This window comes from Crenobacter sp. CS_VA4 (assembly GCF_055597485.1).
On record NZ_JBVMAE010000015.1, the window covers coordinates 26,370 to 48,186 of the forward strand.

A 21,817-nucleotide genomic window follows, 5' to 3' on the forward strand; every position below is an offset into this window, starting at 1 on the left:
CCGTCGAGCTGAATCAGGCGCTCAACTGACCGTCGGCATCGGCCTCAATACCCGGCGGGTGTGTTCGAGCAGCGTGCCGGCGAGCGCCTCAACCAGCGCCGACTCGACCCGCCAGTGGTGCCAGTAGAGCGGCAGGTCGACATGGTGACCTGGGGTCAGGTCGACCAGCTCGCCGTCGGCCAGCTCGTTGCCCAGCATCAGCTCGGGCAGCAGGCTGTACGCGAAGCCTAGCTTGGTGCCGTCGATGAAGCTCGCCGGATTCGGCAGCAGAAAGCGCGGGTAGCTGCCGTGATAGCCGAGCTTGTCGGCTAGGTATTCGCTGTGCAGGTCGTCCTTGTGGCTGAACTCGATCGCCGGCGCATTGGCCAGCGCCTCTTGTGTCAGGCCGTCGGGGAAGTGGCGGGCGGCAAAGGCGGGGGTGGCGAGACAGCGGTAGCGCATCACCCCGAGCGGCGCGCTGTTGCCGCCCTGGATCGGCTGGGCACGGGTGCTGACACAGCCGATCACATGGCCCTGACGCATCAGCTCGTGAGTGTAGTCCTGATCGTCTAGCATCACGTCGAGCAGCACCCGGCGTTCGGCCAACAGCGGGGCGATCGCCGGCAGGAACCAGCTGGCCAGGCTGTCGTTGTTCACGCCGATTGCCAGCGTGGTGTACTGGTTGGCGTCGTTGTCCGGCTGCAGCGCGTCCAGCAGGTCGGCCTCCATCAGCGACAGCTGCCGGAAGTGTTGCAGCAGGCGGCGCCCGGCGGCGGTCGGCTGTGCGGGGGTGGTGCGGGTCAGCACCAGCTGACCGATCCTGTCTTCGAGCTGGCGGATGCGTTGCGACACCGCCGACTGGGTAATGAATAGCTGGCTGGCCGCCTTGTCGAAGCCGCCTGACTCGACCACGGCGGACAGGGCTTGCAGGTGACGCGGGTCGAACACGGTGGTTTCCTTCCGCCCGAGATGGGAATTAATTTGGCTAATGGAATAGTAAAACAATCAGTTTGATGCAACAAACCGATGGACGTAGCCTATGAGCCATTCCCTAGACTCACACGGCTGACGACCGTTGCTCCATCATGTTTTTCAATCCCAGTGTTTATCTGTCGGCGCTGATGCTGTCCGCCGGCCAGATTATCGGCATCGGCCCGCAAAACGCCTACGTCATCAGGCAGGGACTCGGTCGCAGCCACGTGGTGCCGATCGTGGCGATCTGCGTCGTCTGCGACATCCTGCTGATCAGTGCCGGCGTGTTCGGCATGGGCAGCCTGATCGCTGGGTGGCCCCTATTCGTGAAGACGGTGACCTGGCTCGGCGCCGGCTTCATGTTCTGGCTGGCGTACAAGGCATTCCGCGCCGCGCTGGCGCCGTCCGGGCTGACGCTGGGCGACAGCGTCGAGCGCGACCGCAGGCTGGTGGTACGGACCATCCTAGCGGTGACCTTGCTCAACCCCTATGTGTGGCTCGATACCGTGGTGCTGATCGGCAGCCTGTCGTCGGCGTATGGGCCGGGCTCACAGTTCAGTTTCATCCTCGGCAGCATCAGCGCGTCGGTTACCTGGTTCGTGGCGATCGGTTTCTTTGCCGGCAAGCTCGCGCCGGTGTTCGAAAAGCCGGCGAGCTGGCGGGTGCTCGACCTGGTGATCGGGATGGTAATGCTCTTGACCGGCGCGATCCTGTTGCGCAATTTCGGTTTTTAGTGAGGGTTTCCAGTAAGCAAAAACGCCGGCTGAAGCCGGCGTCTTGCATTGTGCGGGGAGGTGATTACTCGCCGCGCGCGGCCAGCAGGTCCTCGCGGGTCAGCAGGAACACGAAGCCGTCGCCACCACTGGTATCCAGCCAGACGAACGGCAGGGTCGGGAAGGCCGCTTCCAGCACGTCGCGGTTGTGGCCGATCTCGACCAGCAGCACGCCTTTCGGATTCAGGAAGTCGGCGGCCTTTTCCAGGATCACCCGGGTAGCGTCGAGGCCGTCGATGCCCGAACCGAGCGCCAGTTCCGGCTCGTGCAGATACTCTTCCGGCAACTCCTCGACCGACTCGGCGTCGACGTACGGCGGATTGGAGATGATCAGGTCGTAGCTGTCTTCCAGCCCTTCGAACAGGTCGGTGTGGATCAGGTTGACCCGGTCTTCCAGGCCGTAGCCCTGCACATTGATGCCGGCCACTTCCAGCGCATCGAGCGAGATGTCGACCGCGTCGACGGCGGCGTCCGGGTAGTGATGCGCCAGCTGGATCGCCAGGCAGCCGGAACCGGTGCACAGGTCGAGCGCGCGATGCACCAGCTCGCCGTGCTCGATCCACGGCGCCAGTGGCTCACCGAGCAGCTCGTAAATGAACGAACGCGGCACGATCACCCGTTCGTCGACGTAGAAGCTGAACTCGCCCTGCCAGGCTTCGTGGGTCAGGTAGGCGGACGGCACGCGTTCGACCGCGCGACGCTCGATCACGTCGATCACGTCCTTGATCTCTATCTCGAGCAGGCGGGCGTCGAGGTAGGGCTCGAGCTGGTCGATCGGCAACTTCAACGTCGCCAGGATCAGGTACGCCGCTTCGTCGTAGGCGTTGGTGGTGCCGTGCCCGAAGGTCAGGCCCGCTTCATTGAAGCGCGACACAGCAAAGCGCAGCAGGTCGCGCACGGTGGTCAGCGTGCTGACGGCTTGAGCGTACATAAGGTTCCTTTCAATGCAACGGGGACACGGCGCGGGCCATGTCCCCAGTGTGGTTCAAGGCTGGCGGTTCGGCCAACCTCTTGTGCGATCAGAACGGCAGCTTGGCGTCGGTGGCGGTGGCGAGCACCTTGCGGAAGTCGCCCTTGATGCGTTCGAGCGCGTCCTTGTTGTCGGCCTCGAAGCGCAGCACGATCACCGGCGTGGTGTTGGACGCACGGGCCAGACCGAAGCCGTCCGGGTACTCGACGCGCAGGCCGTCGATGGTGATTACCTCGTCGGCGCCGTCGAACTGTGCGGTTTCCTGCAGCTTGGCGATCAGCGCGTGATTGTCGCCTTCCTTCTGCATCTTCAGGTTCAACTCCGGCGTCGATACCGCGTTCGGCAACGCGTTCAAGAGTTCGCTCGGGTTTTCGACCTGCGACAGCACTTCCAGGAGGCGCGCGCCGGCGTACAGGCCGTCATCGAAGCCGTACCAGCGTTCCTTGAAGAACACGTGGCCGCTCATCTCGCCGGCGACCAGCGCGCCGGTTTCCTTGATCGCGGCCTTGATGAAGCTGTGGCCGGTACGGCACATCACCGGTTCGCCGCCGTGTTCACGGATCCACGGCGCCAGCAGGCGGGTGGACTTCACGTCGTAGATCACTTTGGCGCCCGGATGACGCTCCAGCACGTCGGCCGCGAATAGCATCAGCTGGCGATCCGGCCAGATGATGGTGCCGTCCTTGGTGACCACGCCGAGGCGGTCGCCGTCGCCGTCGAAGGCCAGGCCGATTTCCGAGTCGGTCTTGGCCAGCGCCTCGATCACGTCCTGCAGGTTCTCCGGCTTGGCCGGGTCCGGGTGGTGGTTCGGGAAGGTGCCGTCCACGTCGCAGAACAGCTCGCGTACGCGGCAGCCGAGGCGGCGGTACAGCACCGGCGCAAACGCGCCCGGCACGCCGTTGCCGCAGTCGACCACGATGTTCATCGGGCGCGACAGGTGGATGTCGGAGGTGATGCGCTCCAGATACGCCTCGACGATGTCGTGGGTGCTATAGCTGCCGTCACCTTCGGTGAAATCTTTGCTCTTGATGCGCTGGTAGAGCGCCTGGATCGCGTCGCCGGCCAGTGTTTCGCCGGCCAGCATCATCTTGAAGCCGTTGTAGTCCGGCGGGTTATGGCTGCCGGTCACCATCACGCCCGACAGCGTTTCCAGCTTATAGGCGGCAAAGTAGAGCATCGGCGTGGCGACCCGGCCGACGTCGATCACGTCGATGCCGGCGGCGCGGATGCCGTCCGCCAGTGCCTCGGCCAGATCCGGACCGGACAGGCGGCCGTCGCGACCCACGACAATCACCTTGACATTACGCGCCTGCGCTTCGCTACCGATCGCGCGGCCGATCAGCTCGGCCGCCTCCGAGGTCAGCGTCTTGCCGACCACGCCACGGATGTCATACGCCTTGAAAATGTCTTTGGAGGGAATGTGCATTGCTTAGCGCTTTGTAGTGATGTGATGACAGCGTCGCCGCCTGCAAAAACGGCCAACAATGTTGGCCGAACCTTATCGCCGTGGATGTCAGGCGGCTAGAGACTGGGTGAATTGTACCAGTTCATATAGCTTATGGCGGGCGCGGCCGCTGTCGACCGCATCGCGGGCACGTTCCATGCCTTCGGCCAAGGTGGCGGCGACGCCAGAAGTGTAGATCGCCGCGCCGGCGTTCAAGATCACGATGTCGCGGTGCGGGCCGTGCGAGCCGGCCAGTACCGACTGCACCATGCGGCGCGACTCTTCGGCGGTATCGACGCGGATCGCTTTGAGATCGTCGGTCAGCGCGAAGCCGAACTCGCGCGGATCGAGTTCATATTCCTCGATGCGGCCGTCTTTCAGCTCGGCAACCAGCGACTTGTCGGCGATGGTGATCTCGTCGAGGCCGTCGCGACCGTGCACGACCATCACGTGGCGGCTGCCCAGCTCCTTCAGCACGCGCGCCTGAATGCCCACCAGATCGGGATGGAATACGCCCATCAGCTGGTTTTCGGCCTGCGCCGGGTTGGTGAGCGGGCCGAGAATATTGAAGATGGTGCGTACACCCAGTTCCTTGCGGATCGGGGCGACGTGGCGCATCGCGCTGTGGTGGTTGGGCGCAAACATGAAGCCGAGGCCGACTTCGTCGATGCTGCGGCCGACCTGCTCGGGCGTCAGCGCCAGGCTGATGCCGAGCGATTCGATCACGTCGGCGCTGCCGCTGCTGGACGACACCGCACGGTTGCCGTGCTTGGCGACGCGTGCGCCGGCGGCGCCGGCGACGAACATGGCGGTGGTCGAGATATTGAAGGTGCGCGCCTTGTCGCCACCGGTACCGACGATGTCGATCAGATGGGTGCGGTCGGCGACCGGCACCGGGGTGGCGAATTCGCGCATCACCGTGGCGGCGGCGGCGATCTCCAACACGCTTTCCACCTTGACGCGCAGGCCAACCAAAATCGCCGACATCAGCACCGGCGACACTTCGCCGCGCATGATCTGACGCATCAGGTCGAGCATCTCATCGTAAAACAGTTCGTTCTGGTCGATCAGCCGGTTCAGCGCGGCCTGTGGGGTAATCATGCTTTGGCGTCTCCAGTATCGTTATCGTGACTCGCGGAGTGGCTCAACCGCGTGTCAGGCGTGTTCTTTGAGGAAGTTGCCGAGCATGTTGTGGCCGTGCTCGGTCAGGATCGACTCCGGGTGGAACTGCACGCCTTCGACTGCCAGCGTCTTGTGCCGCACACCCATGATCTCGCCGTCGTCGGTCCAGGCGGTCACTTCCAGACAGTCGGGCAGGCTGCTCGGCTCGATCACCAGACTGTGGTAGCGGGTGCAGGTCACCGGGTTGGGCAAGCCACGGAACACGCCGACGTCCTTGTGCTGCACGGGCGAGGTCTTGCCGTGCATCAGCGTCTGCGCGTGGACGATCTTGCCGCCGAACGCCTGGCCGATGCTCTGATGGCCGAGGCAGACGCCCAGGATCGGGATTTCGCCGGCAAAACGGTGGATGGCCGCTACCGACACGCCCGCCTCGTTGGGCGAGCAGGGGCCGGGGGAAATGACCAGGTACTGCGGAGCCAGTTCGGCTATGCGCTCGAGGGTGATTTCGTCGTTGCGGTACACCTGTACGTCCTGGCCCAGCTCGCCGAAGTACTGGACAAGGTTGTAGGTGAACGAGTCGTAGTTGTCGATCATCAACAGCATATTAAGCGTATCCTATTGAATTTAAAGGGGTGGATCGATATGCCGCCGCCGATTGATACCCGCTTATGTACCTGCTTTTTGCTTCGCGGGCCCTAGCCATTTTCATCTTGGCTAGGGCAGGGTGGGTGAGCATCCGAGAGCCTTCCCCAAGTGTCATTAGTAAATGATACCCGAAGAAAGCGAGCTCACGTGCACTTGGGCCAAGGTGATTGGTAGAGGATGTTCTAGTGCCTCATTTTAAGAGGCATGTTTAATGTGTGGCGGCTTTGCCATTACGTCCAGCTCGGCCGTACCCTCGGCCTGAAGGAAGCCTGCGACCGGCTCTTCAACAAGCAGAAACACCACAGCGGCGAACATGCGTTTGACCCGCTGTGCCGCCCTGAACATTGACCATCGCCCGACCAAACCGTGCCACCCACAAACCGACGGCATGGTCGAGTATTTCAACGGCCACGGTGCCGCAGTTGTCCGATACGGCCGGTTCACTGTGCGCACCGCATGGCATGATCGGCAGGTCAGATTCGCACAGGGGTCGAAGAGCTAGGTCTTGAGTCGATATCCGGTTTTGAAAATCCAAGCCACGACCGCCATGAACATCGCGAGGAACGCTATCGTCATGGCGGGGCTGACCCCAACATTGACGTCCGCAATGCCATAGGAGCTCCAGCGAAGCCGCTGATCAGATAGACCACCGTGTTGAACAGCGCGATCGTTTTCCAGAGCGACTGCAGGACATCAATGGAATAAAATATTCAACTTATAAATGTCAATAGGATAAAAATCAAAAGCAGCCAAGGCTAATCAACGCACCCAGCAGCAACAGGTACAGCCCCGTTTTTTCGTGGCCTTCCAAGTTCCCCCTTAGGAAACAAAAACCCCCGCACGGAGCAGGGCGAATAGTGCGAAACTGAACAATTGGCCATGCCAAATAGCGACCATGCCAACGGCCGTTCATTGAGGAGTTGATATGGAATTCAACAAACAGCTCAGAGCCATCATCGGTGGCAAGGTGACTCTGTACCAGGTCCACTCACCTGAGGCTACGATCCCAAGCTCGGAAGGCTCGGAAAGCTCGAACTACTCGGTAGCAATCAGTTTCTGGCAGGATGAAATGCACGGCCAAATCAGCTTGATTTGGCCAAAACGCCCCTCTGACAAAGCGATAGAACGGACTGTCGAGTACTACCTGAACAACGCGGAGGACGTAGCTCGATCCATAGGTGGCCCTATCCTACTTCGAGACGGTTTTCCCGAACGATCTGACGACATATAGAGTGCTCCCTTGGAGCGAGCACCATTAAGCTGACGCCGCCGGGTCGGCCACCCCACTCGCCATCGATCAGACGATGCGCCGCAGCGGGCGGCGCCCTCTGGCCAGAGACCAATCTGCTCGACGAACTGAGCCGCGCCCATCGCCTCGCGAGATCCTGCGGCTATGGGTCACAGAGGACCGTCACAACACCGTCGCCCAGGATTGCTGGGGGCGCCAGATGGCCTGCCGCCTCGGCACCATGCTGGTACAAGGCCGTGACGTGGTAATCAGTGACGTTCGCACCGCCGACGAGGCGCGGCTGATTCGCCCGATGGGCGGCCAAGTGCTGCACATCCACTGAACCGACGTTGAGCTGGTACGCGGCCATGGCTGGTAGGCGGTGGCCGAAGAAGGGACAGGTCAGCGCTAGAACTCCTTGCTGTGTTTGCCTGTAGCGTAGCGCCAGACAGCACTGACGCCGCCGTTGCAGGATACGTAGACACCCCCGCTCGCGGGCGAGTTTGGTTGAAGCCGAGGCAGCAAAGACCGGGCTGACTCTATTGCCGCGCATTCGGAGCGACTTACTGCTTTGGGTAAGTGGGAAAATGAAAACGCCCCCTCCAGGTAGAGGGCGGTGTCGGTGGGGGCTTGAGACTAGAGGCTAGAAGTCGTCTTGGTGAGCGTAGTACTCCACATCAATCAGCTCGTCCAACCGGCGGCGATTGCTTCGACGCTTAGCAGCCACTCGTGGGTTGCAGATTGGGATAGAGTACCGGCCGACGATCCTTCTGTACTCGTGTAGAGCCCTTGGGGCGGCGGCGTGGTATTTGGAGTGGGTGCGCATATCAGAACCTCCTAGATCGTCAGCTAATGGCGTTCACCCTTAGCTAGCTTCAGCCTTAGACGTCGACGCGGTTAAATCCGCGCTCCTGCAAGCTGGCGATCAATTTGTTGACCCGACCGTCACCTGTCCATTTGTCTATCAATTTGAGCATAGCGGATTCCCATCGCTGTGCCCCGTTGATGAGACCATCCGTGAGTGGCCGAGCCGGCTTTTTAGAGGACGGCATCTCCGGTTGTGCTGCGTTGGTCGGAGGGTCGCCCCTCAGGGATGACCGCTCGTGGGAGCGGCCAGTTGTAGGGTCTTAGGTGTGGTAGCCTCAAGCTTCACGTCAAAAGGAATGACCATGGCTACCGCAGTGATCGATCTACTGGTAAGGAAGGTGGCTGACGCTCTGTTCAAGAGCTCCACAGAATCAACAATCAGCACCCAAGACGTAAAAGAGATGCTTTTGGCCGAGTATTCGATTCGAATCGAAGAAGGACAGCTGTGCGGAATTTTGAAGACGCACTATGTTGCCGACACCATGCCTTCGAACGGTACCTGGAAGAACCGGCCGCCCGTTCAAATAAAACGAAGAATCACCAGTCATAAAAACGCCTAGCCAATGTGCGGCTGGGGGCAATTCACAATCCGGCCAGCAGCGAGCCTGATGTCCTTTTTAAGCGGATTCGAGGATGCGAGGATGGCATCAGTGCGGCGCGGTGTTAGTGCTGTCTTTCCGGCTCAGCGCCTCGGCGGCTGGCTCACAGCTTCCCGTGTCAGCGTATTGAGCGACCAGACAACGCTCTCGTGCTTGCACTGCTGCGGTTGGAGCAGGAAAGTAATTTCGGATTCTGATTGACTCGCTTGGTTTGAGCGCGTATAACAGTCCCAGCAGGATTTTCAAGTACCATATCTATATCGTTACATCGTTGCCTCTCCAAAAGCGGTACTCCATTGTTTCAATATCTATTCCTTGATCATCGTGCACTCCGAGCATCTGCTCTTCATCTGAAATAAGGAATACATTATGGAAACCGGTACCGTTAAATTCTTTAACGATGCAAAAGGCTTTGGCTTCATTACCCCGGACGCCGGCGGCGATGATCTGTTCGCTCACTTCTCGGAAATCAAAGCTGATGGCTTCAAGTCGCTGCATGATGGCCAGAAGGTAAGCTACACTAAAGGCATGGGCCAAAAAGGCCCGGCAGCAACGAACATCCAGCCGCTTTAAGCGCAGCTCGATCGTTGTAAAAAAAAGCCCCGCTCTGCGGGGCTTTTTGCATTTTTCCCATCGCTTTGACCCTCGGTGAACGGGCCTCCCGAGACCATTCCTGGTGACACCCGGACGTGTCTTGCCATCGGCCATGCCACGAGAGGACGCTCAGCGATGCGGCTCATGAGAACCGGCAGTAGCGCTACGCGGGCGGTACTTGAGCCGGCCGGACGGTGGTTTTGGCTGATCCTCCTTGCGCCATTCTCCGGGCTGCTCTGGTAGGTCGCCGCATGAAGTGCCTCGACTGCGCCAACTTGAGCCTGAAAGGCGCCGGCCAGCTGGCAAAGCACGGCTTCGGCCAGTGCCGGTTCGACACAGCGGGTAAGTTTAAGAGTGTAGAGCACGATCAGTGCCCACGGTTCGATCTCGCCGCATCAGACAAGATTGCAGCGCGGCGGGAGCGGAAGACAGGGGGAGCGAACATGCTTAAGCGATACGAGACAAATGCACAGGGTAATGACTGGGTAGTCGGCGATGTGCATGGCTGCTTCGGCCTACTGGAAAAGCTGCTGCAGAAGATCGGGTTCAACGAGGCCACCGACAGGCTGTTCTCTGTTGGCGATCTGGTAGACCGCGGGCCAGATTCAGAGGCGGTGCTGGCCTGGCTCGCAAAGCCGTGGTTCTTCAGCGTACGTGGCAACCATGAACAGATGGCGCTTGATACTGATCTCGAGGACTGGGTATCGAAGGGGTTCTACGAGAGCATCGGCGGGATGTGGTTCATTCGTGCATCACGGCCCGAGCAGGACGCCTATCGGAACGCCTTCAGCGGGCTGCCGCTGGCGATCGAAGTGGCCACCGCCAAGGGCCCAATCGGGATCGTGCACGCCGATTGTCCTCTGCCGACCTGGGCGCAGTTCACTGACGCATTGGCCCTCGGGCATATCGAGAACAACCTGCAGATGTATGCGCAATGGAGCCGAGACCGGGTCATGGGGCGCGACGAGAGCGGCATACCCGACATCAGGGCGTTGATCGTAGGGCATACCCCGCGCTATGAGCCGGAACTCCTAGGCAACGTGATCTACATCGACACCGGCGCCGTCTACGGCAAATCCCTGACAGCCATCTGTTTGCGGAGCCTTGAAGCGACTTCGGTGAACGCATGACCAAGGCCGCCAATGAGCTAGCCAAGCCGTTGCCAGCCGGCCAGACGGTGGTCAGGTCAGCATCATGCTGGTAAGAGCACAGGACACTACGGTGTCCTGTGCCTTGCCGGAGCGCTGCGTACCGAGGATCCAGCCATCAGCGGGCTGAAATCCATGTCATCGCTGGGTAACAGCCGGTTGCTAGGATGCGCAAATCCGTAGTGGATGACTTCCGCGGGGCTGAGTCTGAGATGCCCTGCACCAAAACACGGCTTTGTGCTTTCGCGCGGGGCCTTCGGCATATCACCTTAGTAGAGCTCAGTCTTCACGAAGGAAGTAGGTAGTCTGTTGTGTGACGACACCTTCACCATTCGAGCTCTTGGAGGTATTGCTGAGCAACACTCCACGCTCGACTAGTTCAGAAAGAGCGGTCGAGCAAAGCTCGACGTCCTGTCCCGTCAAAGTGGCCGCAAACTTGGGGGATAGGCAGGTGACTTTTTCGCTGAGGAACATTTCTTCAAGCTGGTCGGCTAGCGTGCTCATGAATCTTTCATCAAGGTGGTGGAATCAACTCCTAGATGGTCTCACAACATCGCCCCATTTGGCCCTGCAGACTTCTGCGGGGCTTTGTCATTTCTGGAGCCCGTCATGCTGCACGAAGCCGTAGCCCAGGAACCCGGTGACCCGTTTGGGGGGATATGGTGCAGGAAAAAACTTGGCCGCCGGCCATAGCCATAGCCTTTCGTCGCATCGACCGACTGTCCACGCCCCATGACCTATAGTTAGTGCTCGTCCACTACCGAAGCGAGCGCCGCCGATGAACGCTCTGGATATCTTCGAAATGATGGTACGAGGGGAAGGAGCTGTCCCTGGCAACCTGACCGGAATGCATGCTGCCGCGCTGTTGGCCGAAAGCCTGGCCGAGGCGGCCCCCCGGCTGACGCATGAAGAACTGTGGCGCCTGGTCGCAGTCGGTGCGTTGATCTGCCGGCAAAACGAATGCGAACTTCCCCCCGATTTGTTAGCTGGCCACCACTTGCGGTACCGTGGAATTTCTAATCCGCCGCCGCTTTATCACTGAATCTGAATCTTCGAGTACCCGCTTCGGCGGGTTTTTTGTTGCCTCGTTGTCGTGGGCTTTGCAGAAACTCGGCGTAGCCTCGTTCTGTTGGCCATGCCCCCGAGCGAGCGGGGCATTTCTGCGCTCGGGTAAGAATGCGGGTCGTTTGCCTGTCGTGATCCTAACCGACGTATAGCGTGTGCGCCGGGTCGTGTCTCCGAACTCGTGAAGCTTGGCTAGATGGTGGCCGACGGAAGATCCCGCGGCTCAGTAGAGCAGCACCACCAGCGCAATCAGGAGGCCGATTGCACAGGCAAGCAGGTCGCCCCGCCACGCGTCGTTGTGGAAACGTAGGCGTGGGACGAGGCGGGCAATTTTCTGGGTGGCGATCATCGAAGCCCTCCTTCCTCATTGAGTGCAGCATCGGCATTCGACCGCACGAAGTGCGTTTGCTAACAACAGCTATAACAACTTCCATTCATGCCGATACTAAGAGCGAAGTCAAGGCAGGCGGGGCGTTGATTGGCGGCTGTGGGTGGGGCAGCCGATCAGTCAACCGATAAGGCCGACAAGCGGTGCCAGCGGCATCTTTTCCGAACGAGCGACGGACCACGGACAAAAAGAAAGCGGGAAGTTGAAAACTTCCCGCTTCTTGTGTTTGGCGTAGCCCTGTTTGGCCTGCTTCTTCCTGTCCCGGAATGCCGCGCAGCGTTGCAGTTGCTGGGCGAATTTGGCGACCGGGTTGACCCGTTTCAGTTTTGCCATGGCTCGGCTCCGTGAGGTATTGAGCCGGCATTGTCGCACAACAGCGAAACCAATCGGCAGATCACGGCTACAGCGTGAGGTTCTGGTCCGGGTGCTGCCGCAGTAGCGATTCGGGATCGTGCAGAGCGAGGCGATAGGCCTCATCGTCGGCGATCGCGAAAAGCGGGAAGGGGCCGGCCTTGCGGACGCCACCCGACTCGTACACCGACCAGCCGACAAAGTCCCCAGACATATCATGTTCTTGTTGCACAACGTAGCTGGCCATTTCGCAATCCTGTCAAGTTGGTAACGAAATATCATCATGACAAAGAGTTTGCAGACTGCAAGGGAATGGGTTCATTGGGGCCGGCGGCGTTGGGAAGTGGTGACTCAGTTCTGCAACAAGGAGGCTGGGCCGGGTTGTCGCTGCCACGTCGGTCACTGGCGGTGCAGGGCATTTTTTGTATGCTGAAACCAGGGGGCAATGGCAGCGAAAGGGAGCATCGTGAAAAAGAACCTTGCAGACGCGCTGGCGCTTAGTATCACCGCCAAGGCGGTTGAGGCCGACCCGACCGGTTTTCTGATGCACAGCGGCGACGGCGTGGCCAACGCCAATATGCTCGCCGATTTCGTGAAAACACTGTCGGAACGTTTCCAGGTCGACATCAGCGGCGACGTAATGCTGTCCGACCTGGCGGCGCTGACGCGGCATTGACTTGCGCCCGGCAAGCCGACCCGGGGTCGGCTGTTTGCCAAGGGAGCAGGGTCAGACGGCGGCAAGGCGTTCCTTGAAGGCGGCGATGACTTCGGCCGGCAGTTTGTGATAGCTGTTGTGTGGCTGTTGCTGGCTAAGTTCGTCAGTGGGTGTCAGCGTGACATATACCCCGTGCGCTTCGCTGACCCGGATGCAGTCATCGACCAATAGCGAGTCGTCGACATGCACGTGCAGATGCTGAGTCAGCAGTACTTCCTTGGCACGATGTTTGGCCTCCTGGCGGTCGGAACTGACCAGAAACACCGACTCGTGGACTTCGGTGAACTTGCCGTTCAGATAGCCACCCAGGTTCACGTAATAGAGCGCCGGCTGCTCATCGGCCGGCGGGGTAGCCGACAGACCGATGCGATAGCCGTCGACGATGTCGAGCTCCAGCCAGGAGTCGATATGCAGTCCCTCCGGGCTGCCGAACCATTGCTCAAGCAACTGAAAGTAGGTTTCCTCGATGGTATTGCCGACGACGAAAACGACGTCGTGGAGCTCGATATGACTTTTCGGCGCGCGCCCGCCGAGATAGGCCGCAAACAGTCTCATCGCAACCCTCAACTAGATGATCGATTTATTGACACTGCATATTACGGCGTCGATGAGCGGCTGTCAGGCTGACAAAAGTGGTATGGCAGCAGAGCCTGTAATAGCGTGTTGCCGATGAGAACTGGTATGGACGCAGGGCGAGCGACGAACGGCGCCCAAAAATCCGTATTGCATCAGTTGAAAATGGCATGAAATCCGCATTGGCGTGGACGAGAAAACCGCTCTTCGGGTTAAAAACGCCAACCCCCGGCAATATAATTCCAAATTGATATGAATTAATGGTTTATGTGATAACGGACTGTGATTGTTGCATGGCGCGTGCTACACCGAAAGCAATAAAAACTCGAAGCGGCGGCCACCCGTGGCGGTCGCGAAAAAGAGCCCACCATGTCAGATCAATTGGAGCACACCTTACTCCGGCTGGCCGCCCGCCCGCTGGGTTTGGTTGATGCAGGCTGGCGCCTGCTCGACGTCAATGCCGCCTTGCGCCGCAGCCTGGGAGTGGATGCGTCACGACCGTTAACCAGCGTGCCGGACTGGCTTGGCGCCCGCTGGCCGCGAGAGCCCGACTACACCGCACGGTCGCCCGCCGGTTGCACCATCGACATCCCGCAGGTCGGGCGGCTGTGCTGCGGCACGCAAGCCAGCCGCGACGATGACAAACCCGCCTTCCTGATGGAGGTGCGTACGCCATTCCGGTTGCGCGGACGGGCGTCCCCACTCAACCGAAGCGCCTTGCGTGCGCAGGCGCTGATCCAGTCGCTGGAACAGGAGCGCGAGCGCTTCCAGGCGACCTTCGAGGATGCCCCGCTCGGGATTTGTCACGTCCTGCCCGATGGGGCATTTTTGCGCGTCAATCGTACCTTTTGCGATATTACCGGCTATAGCGAAGACGAACTGCTGCGGTTGGCATTCCGCGATATCACCCACCCGGACGACTTGGTGACCGATCTGGCGCATGTTGAGTTGATGCTCGGTGGTACGATTCGGCGCTACACCCTGAACAAGCGCTACATCCGGCGCGACGGCAGCATCGTTTGGGTGGAGCTAACCGTCTCGCTCGTGCACACCTCTGGTGGTAAGCCCGCCTATTTCATTTCCATGGTCGAGGACATCAGCGAACGGATACGCACCGAGGAGCGACTGCGGCTGGCGGCCAAGGTATACGAACACATGTGCGAGGGGGTGTTCATCGCCGACCGGCAGCTGAACCTGCTCAGCGCCAACCCGGCCTTCGCCCAGATGACCGGGCATGCCGAGGCCGACTGCCGTGGCCAGTCGCTGGCCTTGCTGTTGGCCGAACGCCAGCCGGCCAATTTCTTCCTGACCTTGTCTGAGCAGCTGGGCGAGTGGGGCGCCTGGCAGGGCGAGGTGTGGTTCAGTCACCGCGACCGGGGGACCTTCCCAGCCTGGCTATCGATCAGCGGCACGCGCGGGCAGGCCGGCGAGTGGGCGCATTACGTCGGAGTATTTTCGGACATCAGCCTGCTCAAGCAGAACGAGGCGCAGCTCTACCAGCTGGCGCACTACGACTCGCTGACCGGCATCCCCAACCGCTTATTGCTGCAGTCGCGGCTGGAGCACGCGATCGACCTGTCGCGCCGGCAGCGCAAGACGATCGCGCTGCTGTTCATCGACCTCGACGACTTCAAGGCGATCAACGATACGCACGGCCACCTGGCCGGCGACCACGTGCTGATCGCGGTGGCGCAACGGCTGAGCGGCCGGCTGCGCAGCGGCGACACCATCGCCCGGCTGGGCGGTGACGAGTTTGTGATCCTGGTGGAAAACACGCCGGACGAGTTCGACATGCTGCCGTTTATCACGGCTATCCTGGATTGCATCCGCGAGCCGATCAGCTACAAGGACGGCGTGTCGCTGAGCGTGTCGGCCAGCGTCGGTATCAGCCTGTATCCGTACCACGGCGAAGATGCGGTCAGCCTGATCGACAGTGCCGACCGGGCGATGCTGCAGGTGAAGCAGGCGGGGAAGAACGCACCGGCGTTTCCACACGGTCGCTGAGTCAGAGGCGCTATCAGAGGCGCTAATAAAGCCCAGCGTAGGGATCTTGCTCGTCGCTCTGCCGCAGACAGTACAAGTACGGCAAGGCGGGGCAACAACGCTGGGAGGGGTTTGTGAGTGGCTCTTAGTCGGCGTCGGGCAGGTTGGCCGCATCGTTGGTCAAGCGGTAGCCGATGCCGGTTTCGGTGGTCAGGAAGCGCGGCCGTGCCGGGTCGGCTTCCAGTTTCTGACGCAGGTGCGCCATGTAGATGCGCAGATAGTGGTTGTGCTCTACATGGTGCGGCCCCCAGACCTCTTTCAGGATCTGGCGGTGCGTCAGCACCTTGCCACGGTGCGCGATCAATAGCGCCAACAGCCGGTACTCGATCTGCGTCAGGTGGATCGGCTCGCCGCCGCGACTGACTTGGCGCAGCGCCAGATCGATCGTCACCTCGCCGAGCGTCACCCGCGATTCCTCCGGCTTGTCCGAGCCGGGACGGCGGCGCAGCAGCGCCCGCACCCGTGCCAGCAGCTCGGCCACGCCGAACGGTTTGGTCAGGTAGTCGTCGGCACCGGCGTCAAGCGCCGCGACCTTGTCGCTTTCGTCCACCCGGGCCGACAGCACGATCACCGGCAGTTGGCTCCAGCTGCGCAAGTCCTGCAGCAGCGTCAGGCCGTCGCCGTCCGGCAGGCCCAGGTCCAGCACCAGTGCGTCGGGCTGACGGGTGCCGGCTTCGATCAGGCCACGCGCCATCGTGTCGGCCTCCCAGACCTTGTAGCCCTCGCTTTCCAGCGCACTCTTGATAAAACGACGGATGGCGGCTTCGTCTTCGATGACGAGCAGGCTGGCGGCGGTCATGACAGCGGTTCCTCGGCGAGCGGGTCGAGTTCGGGTTGTGGCCTGAGCGGCAGGCTGAGCGTAAAGCGCGCCCCGCCGGCCGGGCCGTTCGAGGCGGTGAGTTTACCTCGATGTACTTCGGCAATGGTACGGCATATCGCCAACCCAAGGCCGACCCCGGCAATCGCCGACTCGCGCTCTCCGCGGCTGAACGGTGCAAACAGCCGCTCGGGGTCGCCCGGCGGCAGCCCCGGGCCATGATCCCAGACACTCAGTTCCAGCTCACCATTATCCACCGTCGCATCGATGCCGATCTCGCTGCCGGCCGGGCTGTACTTGGCGGCGTTTTCCAGCAAGTTGACCAGCACCCGCTCGAGCAGCACCGCATCGCCGAACAGCAACGGGTAGTCGGCTGGGATATCGAGCGTCACCTGGCGAGCGGCGAGCGGCGCATCGAGCGCGGTCAGCGCGCTGCCGACCAGCTCTTCGGCCGACAGCCAATCTTCATGCAACACCACACTGCCGGCCTGCAGCCGTGCCATTTCCAGCAGGTTGGTGACGAGGCGGGTCGTGCGGCGGGTCTGTTCGACGATGTTCCAGGCGAGCGCGGCTTCGTCCGGCTGCGTGCCGAGCTGGCGCGCCAGCAACTCGGCAGTGCCGGACAGCGCGGTCAGCGGCGTCCGCAGGTCGTGCGACAGCGCGGTCAGCAGCGAATGGCGCAAGCGCTCCGACTCCATCGACAGCAAGGTGTACTGCGCCACTTCGATGTAGTGCAGCCGCTCCAGCGTCTGGGCGATCAGCGCCGCCACCGCCTCGCACAGTCGGCGGTTGTCCGGGTCGCGCAGCGGCGAGGTGTCGGCCAACAGCACCGCCAACACCCCGCGGGTGCGCATCGGCGCCTTCAACGGCAGATACAGCACCGGCGCCAGCGGCAACGTGTTCGAGCCGAAACCAGCGATCTGTTGGTGGTCGAAGCACCACTTGGCGATCGCCGCGTCGCCGTGCGGACCGACGGCCTGATCGCTATGCGGCACCAGCTGCTTCTCCTGCTCGTCGGGCAACCACAGCGCGATGTGGGCATTGAGGCTGGCCTTCAGAAAGCGCGCCGCCGTGTCGGTGACCTGCTCGGTCAGCAGCGCCGCGGACAACTCGCGCGCCATCTCGTACAGGTAGCGGGTACGCGCCTCGCGTTCGCGCGCGCGCGCGGCTTCCTGACGTTGCCGGGCGACCAGTTGGCCGGCGACCAGGCCGACCACCAGCATCACGAAGAAGGTGACCACGTACTGGACGTCGCTGACCGCGAACGAAAACCGCGGAGATACGAAGAAGAAGTCGAAGCTCGCCACCGACAGCACCGCCGCCAGCGCGGCCGGCCCGCGGCCGAGTCGTAGCGCGACGCCGAGCACGGCCAACAGATACAGCATGATCAAATTGGTCGGCTCGAGCACCCCTTCCAGCGGCCATATCGCGATCGTCACCGCCACGCAGGCAGCGGCCGCCAACAAGTAGCGGCGCGGCCGCAGATCGAACGTCTCGCGCACGCGCGGTGGCTCGGAGTGCGGCGAGCTCGGCGTTTCGGCCAACACCAGGCAGTCGAGCTCGGGGGCGCGCTGGCCGAGTTCGTTCAGCAGGTCGGTAGCCATGCCGAGACCAAATGGCCAGCGACGCCGTGACCGAGGCAACACCACGATCGATAGGTTGTAGCGGCGTGCGTAGTCGGCCAGCGCCGCTGCGCGGTTGTGTTCGCCGATCACCAGCGTGCTGGCGCCTTGTTGCTCGGCCAAGGCCAGCGCCGCCAACGCTTTTTCCCGCTCGTTGCGCGAGACGTTGCCCCGGTCGAACCAGACCGCATGCCACTGTGCGCCGAGCGTGTCGGCGAGCCGGCCGGTGCTGCGTACCGTGCTGTCGCCGCCGTGGGCGTCGACCAGGAGCAGGAAGCCGAAGCGGGTCGGCCAGACCGGTGTACGCACCGCCTGCAACTGACGGTGTGCGCGCATCTGGTCGTCGACCCGATCGGCAGTGCGGCGCAGTGCCAGCTCGCGCAGCGCGATCAGGTTGCCCTTGCGGAAGAAATTCTCCGCGGCACGGCCGGCGACCTCGGGCAGGTAGACCTTGCCGGCCTTCAGGCGACCGAGCAGGTCGTCCGGCGGCAGGTCGACCAGCCTGATCTCGTCGGCCCGGTCGAACACGGTGTCCGGCACCGTTTCGCCGACGCGCACCCCGGTGACGCGGCTGACCACCTCGTTGAGGCTTTCCAGATGCTGGACGTTTAGTGTGCTGTAGACGTTGATGCCGGCGGCGAGCAGCTCCTCGACGTCCTGCCAGCGTTTCGGGTGACGGCTCCCCGGGGCGTTGCTGTGCGCCAGTTCGTCGACCAGCACCAGCGCCGGATGGAGCGCCAGCGTGGCGTCGATATCGAATTCGGCGAGCGTCTTGCCGCGATAGTCCTGCTGACGTGGTGGCAGCCGATCGAGACCGACCAATAGTGCCTCGGTCTCGGCGCGGCCATGCGTGTCGACCCAGCCGACCAGCACGGCAAGGCCAGCGGCGCGTTGCTCGCGCGCTTCGGCGAGCATCGCGTAGGTCTTGCCGACGCCGGGGGCGGCGCCGAAGAACAGCTTCAGATGACCGCGCTTGGCTTGGCTGGCGGCGAGCAGGGCGTCGGGGTCGGGGCGGAGGTCGTCAGAGGGCATGGTTTGACTAGTGAAGGGAGGTGGGGTGGAGGCAAGCGTATCCTGAGCCGGTTGGGCTGGCCGGCAGGCTCAGGATACGTTCCAGACGGGACAAGGTTGGCCGCACCCTCACGGTTTCGGCCAACCTTTGTCGTACATCGAGTGCTTAAGGCTTAGTGCATGCTAGCCAGTGCCCGGTTCAGTGCCAGCACATTGACTTTAGCCTCGCCGAAGTAGCCCAGCCAAGGACGGCTGGCGGTGCGATCGACCAGCGCCTGCACTTGCGCCTCGCTGATGCCGCGCGCGCGGGCCACCCGCGGTACCTGGTAGTAGGCGGCTGCCAGGCTGATGTCCGGGTCGAGTCCACTGCCGGAGGCGGTGACCAAATCGACCGGAATCGGCTGGGTATTGCTCGGGTCGGCCTTCTTCAGCGCGGCGATGCGCGCCGACACGGCCTTGATCAGCGTCGGGTTGCTCGGGCCCAGGTTGCTGCCGCCCGAGTTGACGCCATTGTAGGGTTTGTCGCCGGTGGCCGACAGACGGCCCCAGAACTCGCCCGGCTTGTCGAACTGTTGGCCGATCAGCACCGAACCGATCACCTTGCCGTTCTCATCGACGATCAGCGAACCGTTGGCCTGATTGGGCATGATCAGCTGAGCGACCACGGTGGTGGCGAGCGGGTAGGCCAGGCCGGTCACCAGCGTCAGCGCGATCAGCACGGTCAGCGCCGGACGCAGGATGGCCGAGTGGCGGGTGTTTTGGCTATGGGTATGAGTCAGCGTATTCATCGCAAAAACTCCTTGTTCTCGTTACACCAGGCCAAGGCCGGTGAGGATCATGTCGATCAGCTTGATGCCGACGAACGGCAGCAGGATGCCGCCCAGGCCGTAGACCAGCAGGTTACGACGCAGCAGGGCACCGGCGCCGAGCGCGCGGTACTTCACGCCTTTGAGCGCCAGCGGGATCAGCGCGACGATGATCAGCGCGTTGAAGATCACCGCGGACAGCAGCGCCGAGGCCGGGCTGGTCAGCCCCATCACGTTCAGCGCTTCCAGCTGCGGGTAGGTCGCGGCGAACGCGGCCGGGATGATCGCGAAGTACTTGGCGACGTCGTTGGCCAGGCTGAAGGTGGTCAGCGCGCCGCGGGTCATCAGCATCTGTTTGCCGATTTCCACCACCTTGATCAGCTTGGTCGGGTTCGAGTCGAGGTCGACCATATTGGCCGCTTCCTTGGCCGCCTGGGTACCGCTGTTCATCGCTACCGCCACGTCGGCCTGCGCCAGCGCCGGGGCGTCGTTGGTGCCGTCGCCGGTCATCGCCACCAGCCGGCCCTCGGCCTGGTACTGGCGAATCAGCGCGAGCTTGGCTTCCGGTGTGGCTTCGGCGAGGAAGTCGTCGACACCCGCTTCGGCGGCGATCGCCGCGGCGGTCAGGCGGTTGTCGCCGGTGATCATCACCGTCTTGATGCCCATCTGGCGCAGTTGGGCGAACTTGTCACGGATGTTGGCCTTGACCACGTCCTTCAGTTCGACCACGCCGAGCACCTTGCTGCCCTCGGCGACCACCAGCGGCGTGCTGCCGCGGGTGGCGACCTGGTCGACTTGCGCGTTGACCGATGCCGGCATTTCGCCGCCGGCCGCTTCGACGTAGCGACGGATCGCGTCGGCCGCACCCTTACGGATGTGACGTTCACCGACGTTGACCCCACTCATCCGCGACTGAGCGGTAAACGGCACGAAGGTCGCGCCGTCCGGCACGGCGTCTCTGCCTTCGAGCTTCAGCAGCCGGTGGGCCAGCACGACGATGCTCTTGCCCTCCGGCGTTTCGTCGGCCAACGAAGACAAGCGCGCTGCATCGGCCATTGCTGCCTCGGTGACGCCGGCGGCCGGCAGGAAGCTCGTCGCATGGCGGTTGCCGTGGGTAATCGTGCCGGTCTTGTCGAGCAGCAGTACGTCGATATCGCCGGCGGCTTCCACCGCACGGCCGGAGGTGGCAATCACGTTGGCGCCCATCAGCCGGCTCATGCCGGCTACACCGATCGCCGACAGCAGTCCGCCGATGGTGGTCGGAATCAGGCAGACCAGCAGCGCGATCAGCACGGTCAGGCCGATCGGGCTGCCGCTGTGACTGACCTGCACCGAGAACAACGAGAACGGCAGCAGGGTGACGGTAGCGAGCAGGAAGATCAGCGTCAGGCCGACCAGCAGGATGGTCAGCGCGATCTCGTTCGGGGTCTTGCGGCGCTTGGCGCCTTCGACCATCGCGATCATCCGGTCGATGAAGGTCTCGCCCGGATTGACGGTGGCGCGCACCACGATCCAGTCGGACAGCACGCGGGTGCCGCCGGTTACCGACGAAAAGTCGCCGCCCGATTCGCGGATCACCGGCGCGGATTCACCGGTAATGGCCGACTCGTCGACCGAGGCGATGCCTTCGATCACTTCGCCGTCGCAGGGGATCACGTCGGGCGCCTGGATCACCACCACGTCGCCCTTGCGCAGCTCGTCGGCGGGCACGGTGTGGTAGTCCGCGCCGTAGCGCGGCTCGTGCAGTTTCTTGGCCCAGGCGGTCTTCTTCAGTCCTTTCAGGCTTTCGGCCTGCGCCTTGCTGCGCCCTTCGGCCAACGCTTCGGCGAAGTTGGCGAACAGCACGGTGAACCATAGCCACAGTGCGATCGTGCCGATCAACCAGGCCGGAGCCTCGCCGTGGCCGAACAGCGCCTGCAGCCATAGGGCGGTCGCGACCAGGCTGACGGCGTACACGACGAACATCACCGGGTTCTTGATCTGCGCCCGCGGCGTCAACTTGCGGAACGAGTCGACCAGCGCCGGACGGGTCAGCGTCGGGTCGAACAGGGGTAAAGCGGTACGGGACATGATAGGTCTTCTTCC

The 21,817-nt window shown here is 62.3% G+C and carries 23 protein-coding genes; 9 read left to right on the top strand and 14 right to left on the bottom strand.

All coding sequences use genetic code 11. The features are described 5' to 3' along the window. Positions 1-21: 21 nt before the first annotated feature. Positions 22-927, bottom strand: coding sequence for a LysR family transcriptional regulator ArgP (locus tag ACZ2IA_RS14805; RefSeq protein ID WP_470293360.1), 906 nt, complete (start codon positions 925-927; stop codon positions 22-24). 137 nt (positions 928-1,064) lie between these two features. Here ACZ2IA_RS14805 and ACZ2IA_RS14810 point away from each other — a divergent pair, with 137 nt between their 5' ends. Beyond that, complete coding sequence (locus ACZ2IA_RS14810; RefSeq protein WP_470293361.1) at positions 1,065-1,685, top strand: LysE/ArgO family amino acid transporter; 621 nt, start codon at positions 1,065-1,067, stop codon at positions 1,683-1,685. Between the two features lie 64 nt (positions 1,686-1,749). Here the strand turns inward: ACZ2IA_RS14810 and prmB are convergent, their stop codons facing one another. The 4 genes from prmB to ACZ2IA_RS14830 all read right to left on the bottom strand — a co-directional run bounded on the left by prmB (position 1,750) and on the right by ACZ2IA_RS14830 (position 5,863). Further along, the gene (prmB, locus tag ACZ2IA_RS14815) at positions 1,750-2,655 is read right to left on the bottom strand and encodes a 50S ribosomal protein L3 N(5)-glutamine methyltransferase (protein ID WP_470293362.1); all 906 of its coding nucleotides are present in this window, start codon (positions 2,653-2,655) and stop codon (positions 1,750-1,752) included. An 88-nt stretch (positions 2,656-2,743) separates the two neighbouring features. Beyond that, positions 2,744-4,120 carry a phosphomannomutase/phosphoglucomutase gene (locus ACZ2IA_RS14820; RefSeq protein ID WP_470293363.1) on the bottom strand — a complete coding sequence of 459 codons (1,377 nt, stop codon included), beginning with the start codon at positions 4,118-4,120 and terminating at the stop codon, positions 2,744-2,746. Positions 4,121-4,207: 87 nt separating this feature from the next. After that, on the bottom strand, positions 4,208-5,239 hold the full coding sequence (gene trpD, locus ACZ2IA_RS14825) for an anthranilate phosphoribosyltransferase (protein ID WP_470293364.1): 1,032 nt from the start codon (positions 5,237-5,239) through the stop codon (positions 4,208-4,210). Between the two features lie 54 nt (positions 5,240-5,293). Further along, positions 5,294-5,863, bottom strand: a complete 570-nt coding sequence (locus ACZ2IA_RS14830) for an aminodeoxychorismate/anthranilate synthase component II (RefSeq protein ID WP_470293365.1) — start codon at positions 5,861-5,863, stop codon at positions 5,294-5,296. Between the two features lie 967 nt (positions 5,864-6,830). On the opposite strand from ACZ2IA_RS14830, the gene ACZ2IA_RS14835 reads away from it, so the two are divergent. From ACZ2IA_RS14835 to ACZ2IA_RS14855, 5 genes are all read left to right on the top strand, one after another. Beyond that, positions 6,831-7,136, top strand: coding sequence for a hypothetical protein (locus ACZ2IA_RS14835; RefSeq protein WP_470293366.1), 306 nt, complete (start codon positions 6,831-6,833; stop codon positions 7,134-7,136). A gap of 217 nt (positions 7,137-7,353) precedes the next feature. Beyond that, complete coding sequence (locus ACZ2IA_RS14840; protein WP_470293367.1) at positions 7,354-7,476, top strand: hypothetical protein; 123 nt, start codon at positions 7,354-7,356, stop codon at positions 7,474-7,476. 826 nt (positions 7,477-8,302) lie between these two features. Then, positions 8,303-8,560, top strand: coding sequence for a hypothetical protein (locus ACZ2IA_RS14845; RefSeq protein WP_470293368.1), 258 nt, complete (start codon positions 8,303-8,305; stop codon positions 8,558-8,560). A gap of 408 nt (positions 8,561-8,968) precedes the next feature. Continuing rightward, entirely contained in the window at positions 8,969-9,172 is a 204-nt protein-coding gene (locus ACZ2IA_RS14850; protein ID WP_470293369.1) for a cold-shock protein, read from the top strand. A gap of 272 nt (positions 9,173-9,444) precedes the next feature. Continuing rightward, a complete protein-coding gene (locus ACZ2IA_RS14855) occupies positions 9,445-10,323 on the top strand; it encodes a metallophosphoesterase (RefSeq protein WP_470293370.1) in 879 nt (292 codons plus the stop codon). Between the two features lie 297 nt (positions 10,324-10,620). On the opposite strand, the gene ACZ2IA_RS14860 is transcribed toward ACZ2IA_RS14855, so the two are convergent. Continuing rightward, the gene (locus ACZ2IA_RS14860; RefSeq protein WP_470293371.1) at positions 10,621-10,845 is read right to left on the bottom strand and encodes a hypothetical protein; all 225 of its coding nucleotides are present in this window, start codon (positions 10,843-10,845) and stop codon (positions 10,621-10,623) included. Between the two features lie 274 nt (positions 10,846-11,119). Between ACZ2IA_RS14860 and ACZ2IA_RS14865 the strand changes: the two genes are divergently transcribed. Beyond that, positions 11,120-11,383 carry a hypothetical protein gene (locus ACZ2IA_RS14865; protein ID WP_470293372.1) on the top strand — a complete coding sequence of 88 codons (264 nt, stop codon included), beginning with the start codon at positions 11,120-11,122 and terminating at the stop codon, positions 11,381-11,383. Between the two features lie 246 nt (positions 11,384-11,629). Here ACZ2IA_RS14865 and ACZ2IA_RS14870 read toward each other — a convergent pair whose 3' ends face one another. From ACZ2IA_RS14870 to ACZ2IA_RS14880, 3 genes are all read right to left on the bottom strand, one after another. Beyond that, complete coding sequence (locus tag ACZ2IA_RS14870) at positions 11,630-11,755, bottom strand: hypothetical protein (protein WP_470293373.1); 126 nt, start codon at positions 11,753-11,755, stop codon at positions 11,630-11,632. Positions 11,756-11,914: 159 nt separating this feature from the next. Then, on the bottom strand, positions 11,915-12,127 hold the full coding sequence (locus ACZ2IA_RS14875; protein ID WP_470293374.1) for a DUF7230 family protein: 213 nt from the start codon (positions 12,125-12,127) through the stop codon (positions 11,915-11,917). Between the two features lie 67 nt (positions 12,128-12,194). Next, the gene (locus ACZ2IA_RS14880) at positions 12,195-12,392 is read right to left on the bottom strand and encodes a hypothetical protein (RefSeq protein ID WP_470293375.1); all 198 of its coding nucleotides are present in this window, start codon (positions 12,390-12,392) and stop codon (positions 12,195-12,197) included. Between the two features lie 219 nt (positions 12,393-12,611). Here ACZ2IA_RS14880 and ACZ2IA_RS14885 point away from each other — a divergent pair, with 219 nt between their 5' ends. Continuing rightward, on the top strand, positions 12,612-12,821 hold the full coding sequence (locus tag ACZ2IA_RS14885) for a hypothetical protein (protein WP_470293376.1): 210 nt from the start codon (positions 12,612-12,614) through the stop codon (positions 12,819-12,821). Between the two features lie 51 nt (positions 12,822-12,872). On the opposite strand, the gene ACZ2IA_RS14890 is transcribed toward ACZ2IA_RS14885, so the two are convergent. After that, positions 12,873-13,415 (bottom strand): DUF1543 domain-containing protein, encoded by a 543-nt coding sequence (locus tag ACZ2IA_RS14890; RefSeq protein WP_470293377.1) that lies wholly within the window; start codon positions 13,413-13,415, stop codon positions 12,873-12,875. A 387-nt stretch (positions 13,416-13,802) separates the two neighbouring features. Here ACZ2IA_RS14890 and ACZ2IA_RS14895 point away from each other — a divergent pair, with 387 nt between their 5' ends. Beyond that, entirely contained in the window at positions 13,803-15,437 is a 1,635-nt protein-coding gene (locus tag ACZ2IA_RS14895; RefSeq protein WP_470293378.1) for a diguanylate cyclase domain-containing protein, read from the top strand. Positions 15,438-15,561: 124 nt separating this feature from the next. On the opposite strand, the gene kdpE is transcribed toward ACZ2IA_RS14895, so the two are convergent. The 4 genes from kdpE to kdpB form a co-directional block, all read right to left on the bottom strand. Next, positions 15,562-16,275, bottom strand: coding sequence for a two-component system response regulator KdpE (gene kdpE / locus ACZ2IA_RS14900; protein WP_470293379.1), 714 nt, complete (start codon positions 16,273-16,275; stop codon positions 15,562-15,564). Continuing rightward, complete coding sequence (locus ACZ2IA_RS14905) at positions 16,272-18,947, bottom strand: DUF4118 domain-containing protein (protein ID WP_470293380.1); 2,676 nt, start codon at positions 18,945-18,947, stop codon at positions 16,272-16,274. Before ACZ2IA_RS14905 ends, kdpE begins: the two co-directional genes overlap by 4 nt. Before the next feature lie 152 nt (positions 18,948-19,099). Beyond that, the gene (kdpC, locus tag ACZ2IA_RS14910; RefSeq protein ID WP_470293381.1) at positions 19,100-19,714 is read right to left on the bottom strand and encodes a potassium-transporting ATPase subunit KdpC; all 615 of its coding nucleotides are present in this window, start codon (positions 19,712-19,714) and stop codon (positions 19,100-19,102) included. A 21-nt stretch (positions 19,715-19,735) separates the two neighbouring features. Further along, positions 19,736-21,802, bottom strand: coding sequence for a potassium-transporting ATPase subunit KdpB (gene kdpB, locus ACZ2IA_RS14915; protein ID WP_470293382.1), 2,067 nt, complete (start codon positions 21,800-21,802; stop codon positions 19,736-19,738). Positions 21,803-21,817 lie beyond the last annotated feature (15 nt).

Bases quoted from the DNA above. Each gene is read 5' to 3' on its own strand.
- ACZ2IA_RS14810 (WP_470293361.1), top strand. From the start codon at position 1,065: ATGTTTTTCAATCCCAGTGTTTATCTGTCGGCGCTGATGCTGTCCGCC.
- prmB (WP_470293362.1), bottom strand. From the start codon at position 2,655: ATGTACGCTCAAGCCGTCAGCACGCTGACCACCGTGCGCGACCTGCTG.
- ACZ2IA_RS14820 (WP_470293363.1), bottom strand. From the start codon at position 4,120: ATGCACATTCCCTCCAAAGACATTTTCAAGGCGTATGACATCCGTGGC.
- trpD (WP_470293364.1), bottom strand. From the start codon at position 5,239: ATGATTACCCCACAGGCCGCGCTGAACCGGCTGATCGACCAGAACGAA.
- ACZ2IA_RS14830 (WP_470293365.1), bottom strand. From the start codon at position 5,863: ATGCTGTTGATGATCGACAACTACGACTCGTTCACCTACAACCTTGTC.
- ACZ2IA_RS14835 (WP_470293366.1), top strand. From the start codon at position 6,831: ATGGAATTCAACAAACAGCTCAGAGCCATCATCGGTGGCAAGGTGACT.
- ACZ2IA_RS14840 (WP_470293367.1), top strand. From the start codon at position 7,354: ATGGCCTGCCGCCTCGGCACCATGCTGGTACAAGGCCGTGACGTGGTA.
- ACZ2IA_RS14845 (WP_470293368.1), top strand. From the start codon at position 8,303: ATGGCTACCGCAGTGATCGATCTACTGGTAAGGAAGGTGGCTGACGCT.
- ACZ2IA_RS14850 (WP_470293369.1), top strand. From the start codon at position 8,969: ATGGAAACCGGTACCGTTAAATTCTTTAACGATGCAAAAGGCTTTGGC.
- ACZ2IA_RS14855 (WP_470293370.1), top strand. From the start codon at position 9,445: ATGAAGTGCCTCGACTGCGCCAACTTGAGCCTGAAAGGCGCCGGCCAG.
- ACZ2IA_RS14860 (WP_470293371.1), bottom strand. From the start codon at position 10,845: ATGAGCACGCTAGCCGACCAGCTTGAAGAAATGTTCCTCAGCGAAAAA.
- ACZ2IA_RS14865 (WP_470293372.1), top strand. From the start codon at position 11,120: ATGAACGCTCTGGATATCTTCGAAATGATGGTACGAGGGGAAGGAGCT.
- ACZ2IA_RS14870 (WP_470293373.1), bottom strand. From the start codon at position 11,755: ATGATCGCCACCCAGAAAATTGCCCGCCTCGTCCCACGCCTACGTTTC.
- ACZ2IA_RS14875 (WP_470293374.1), bottom strand. From the start codon at position 12,127: ATGGCAAAACTGAAACGGGTCAACCCGGTCGCCAAATTCGCCCAGCAA.
- ACZ2IA_RS14880 (WP_470293375.1), bottom strand. From the start codon at position 12,392: ATGGCCAGCTACGTTGTGCAACAAGAACATGATATGTCTGGGGACTTT.
- ACZ2IA_RS14890 (WP_470293377.1), bottom strand. From the start codon at position 13,415: ATGAGACTGTTTGCGGCCTATCTCGGCGGGCGCGCGCCGAAAAGTCAT.
- ACZ2IA_RS14895 (WP_470293378.1), top strand. From the start codon at position 13,803: ATGTCAGATCAATTGGAGCACACCTTACTCCGGCTGGCCGCCCGCCCG.
- kdpE (WP_470293379.1), bottom strand. From the start codon at position 16,275: ATGACCGCCGCCAGCCTGCTCGTCATCGAAGACGAAGCCGCCATCCGT.
- ACZ2IA_RS14905 (WP_470293380.1), bottom strand. From the start codon at position 18,947: ATGCCCTCTGACGACCTCCGCCCCGACCCCGACGCCCTGCTCGCCGCC.
- kdpC (WP_470293381.1), bottom strand. From the start codon at position 19,714: ATGAATACGCTGACTCATACCCATAGCCAAAACACCCGCCACTCGGCC.
- kdpB (WP_470293382.1), bottom strand. From the start codon at position 21,802: ATGTCCCGTACCGCTTTACCCCTGTTCGACCCGACGCTGACCCGTCCG.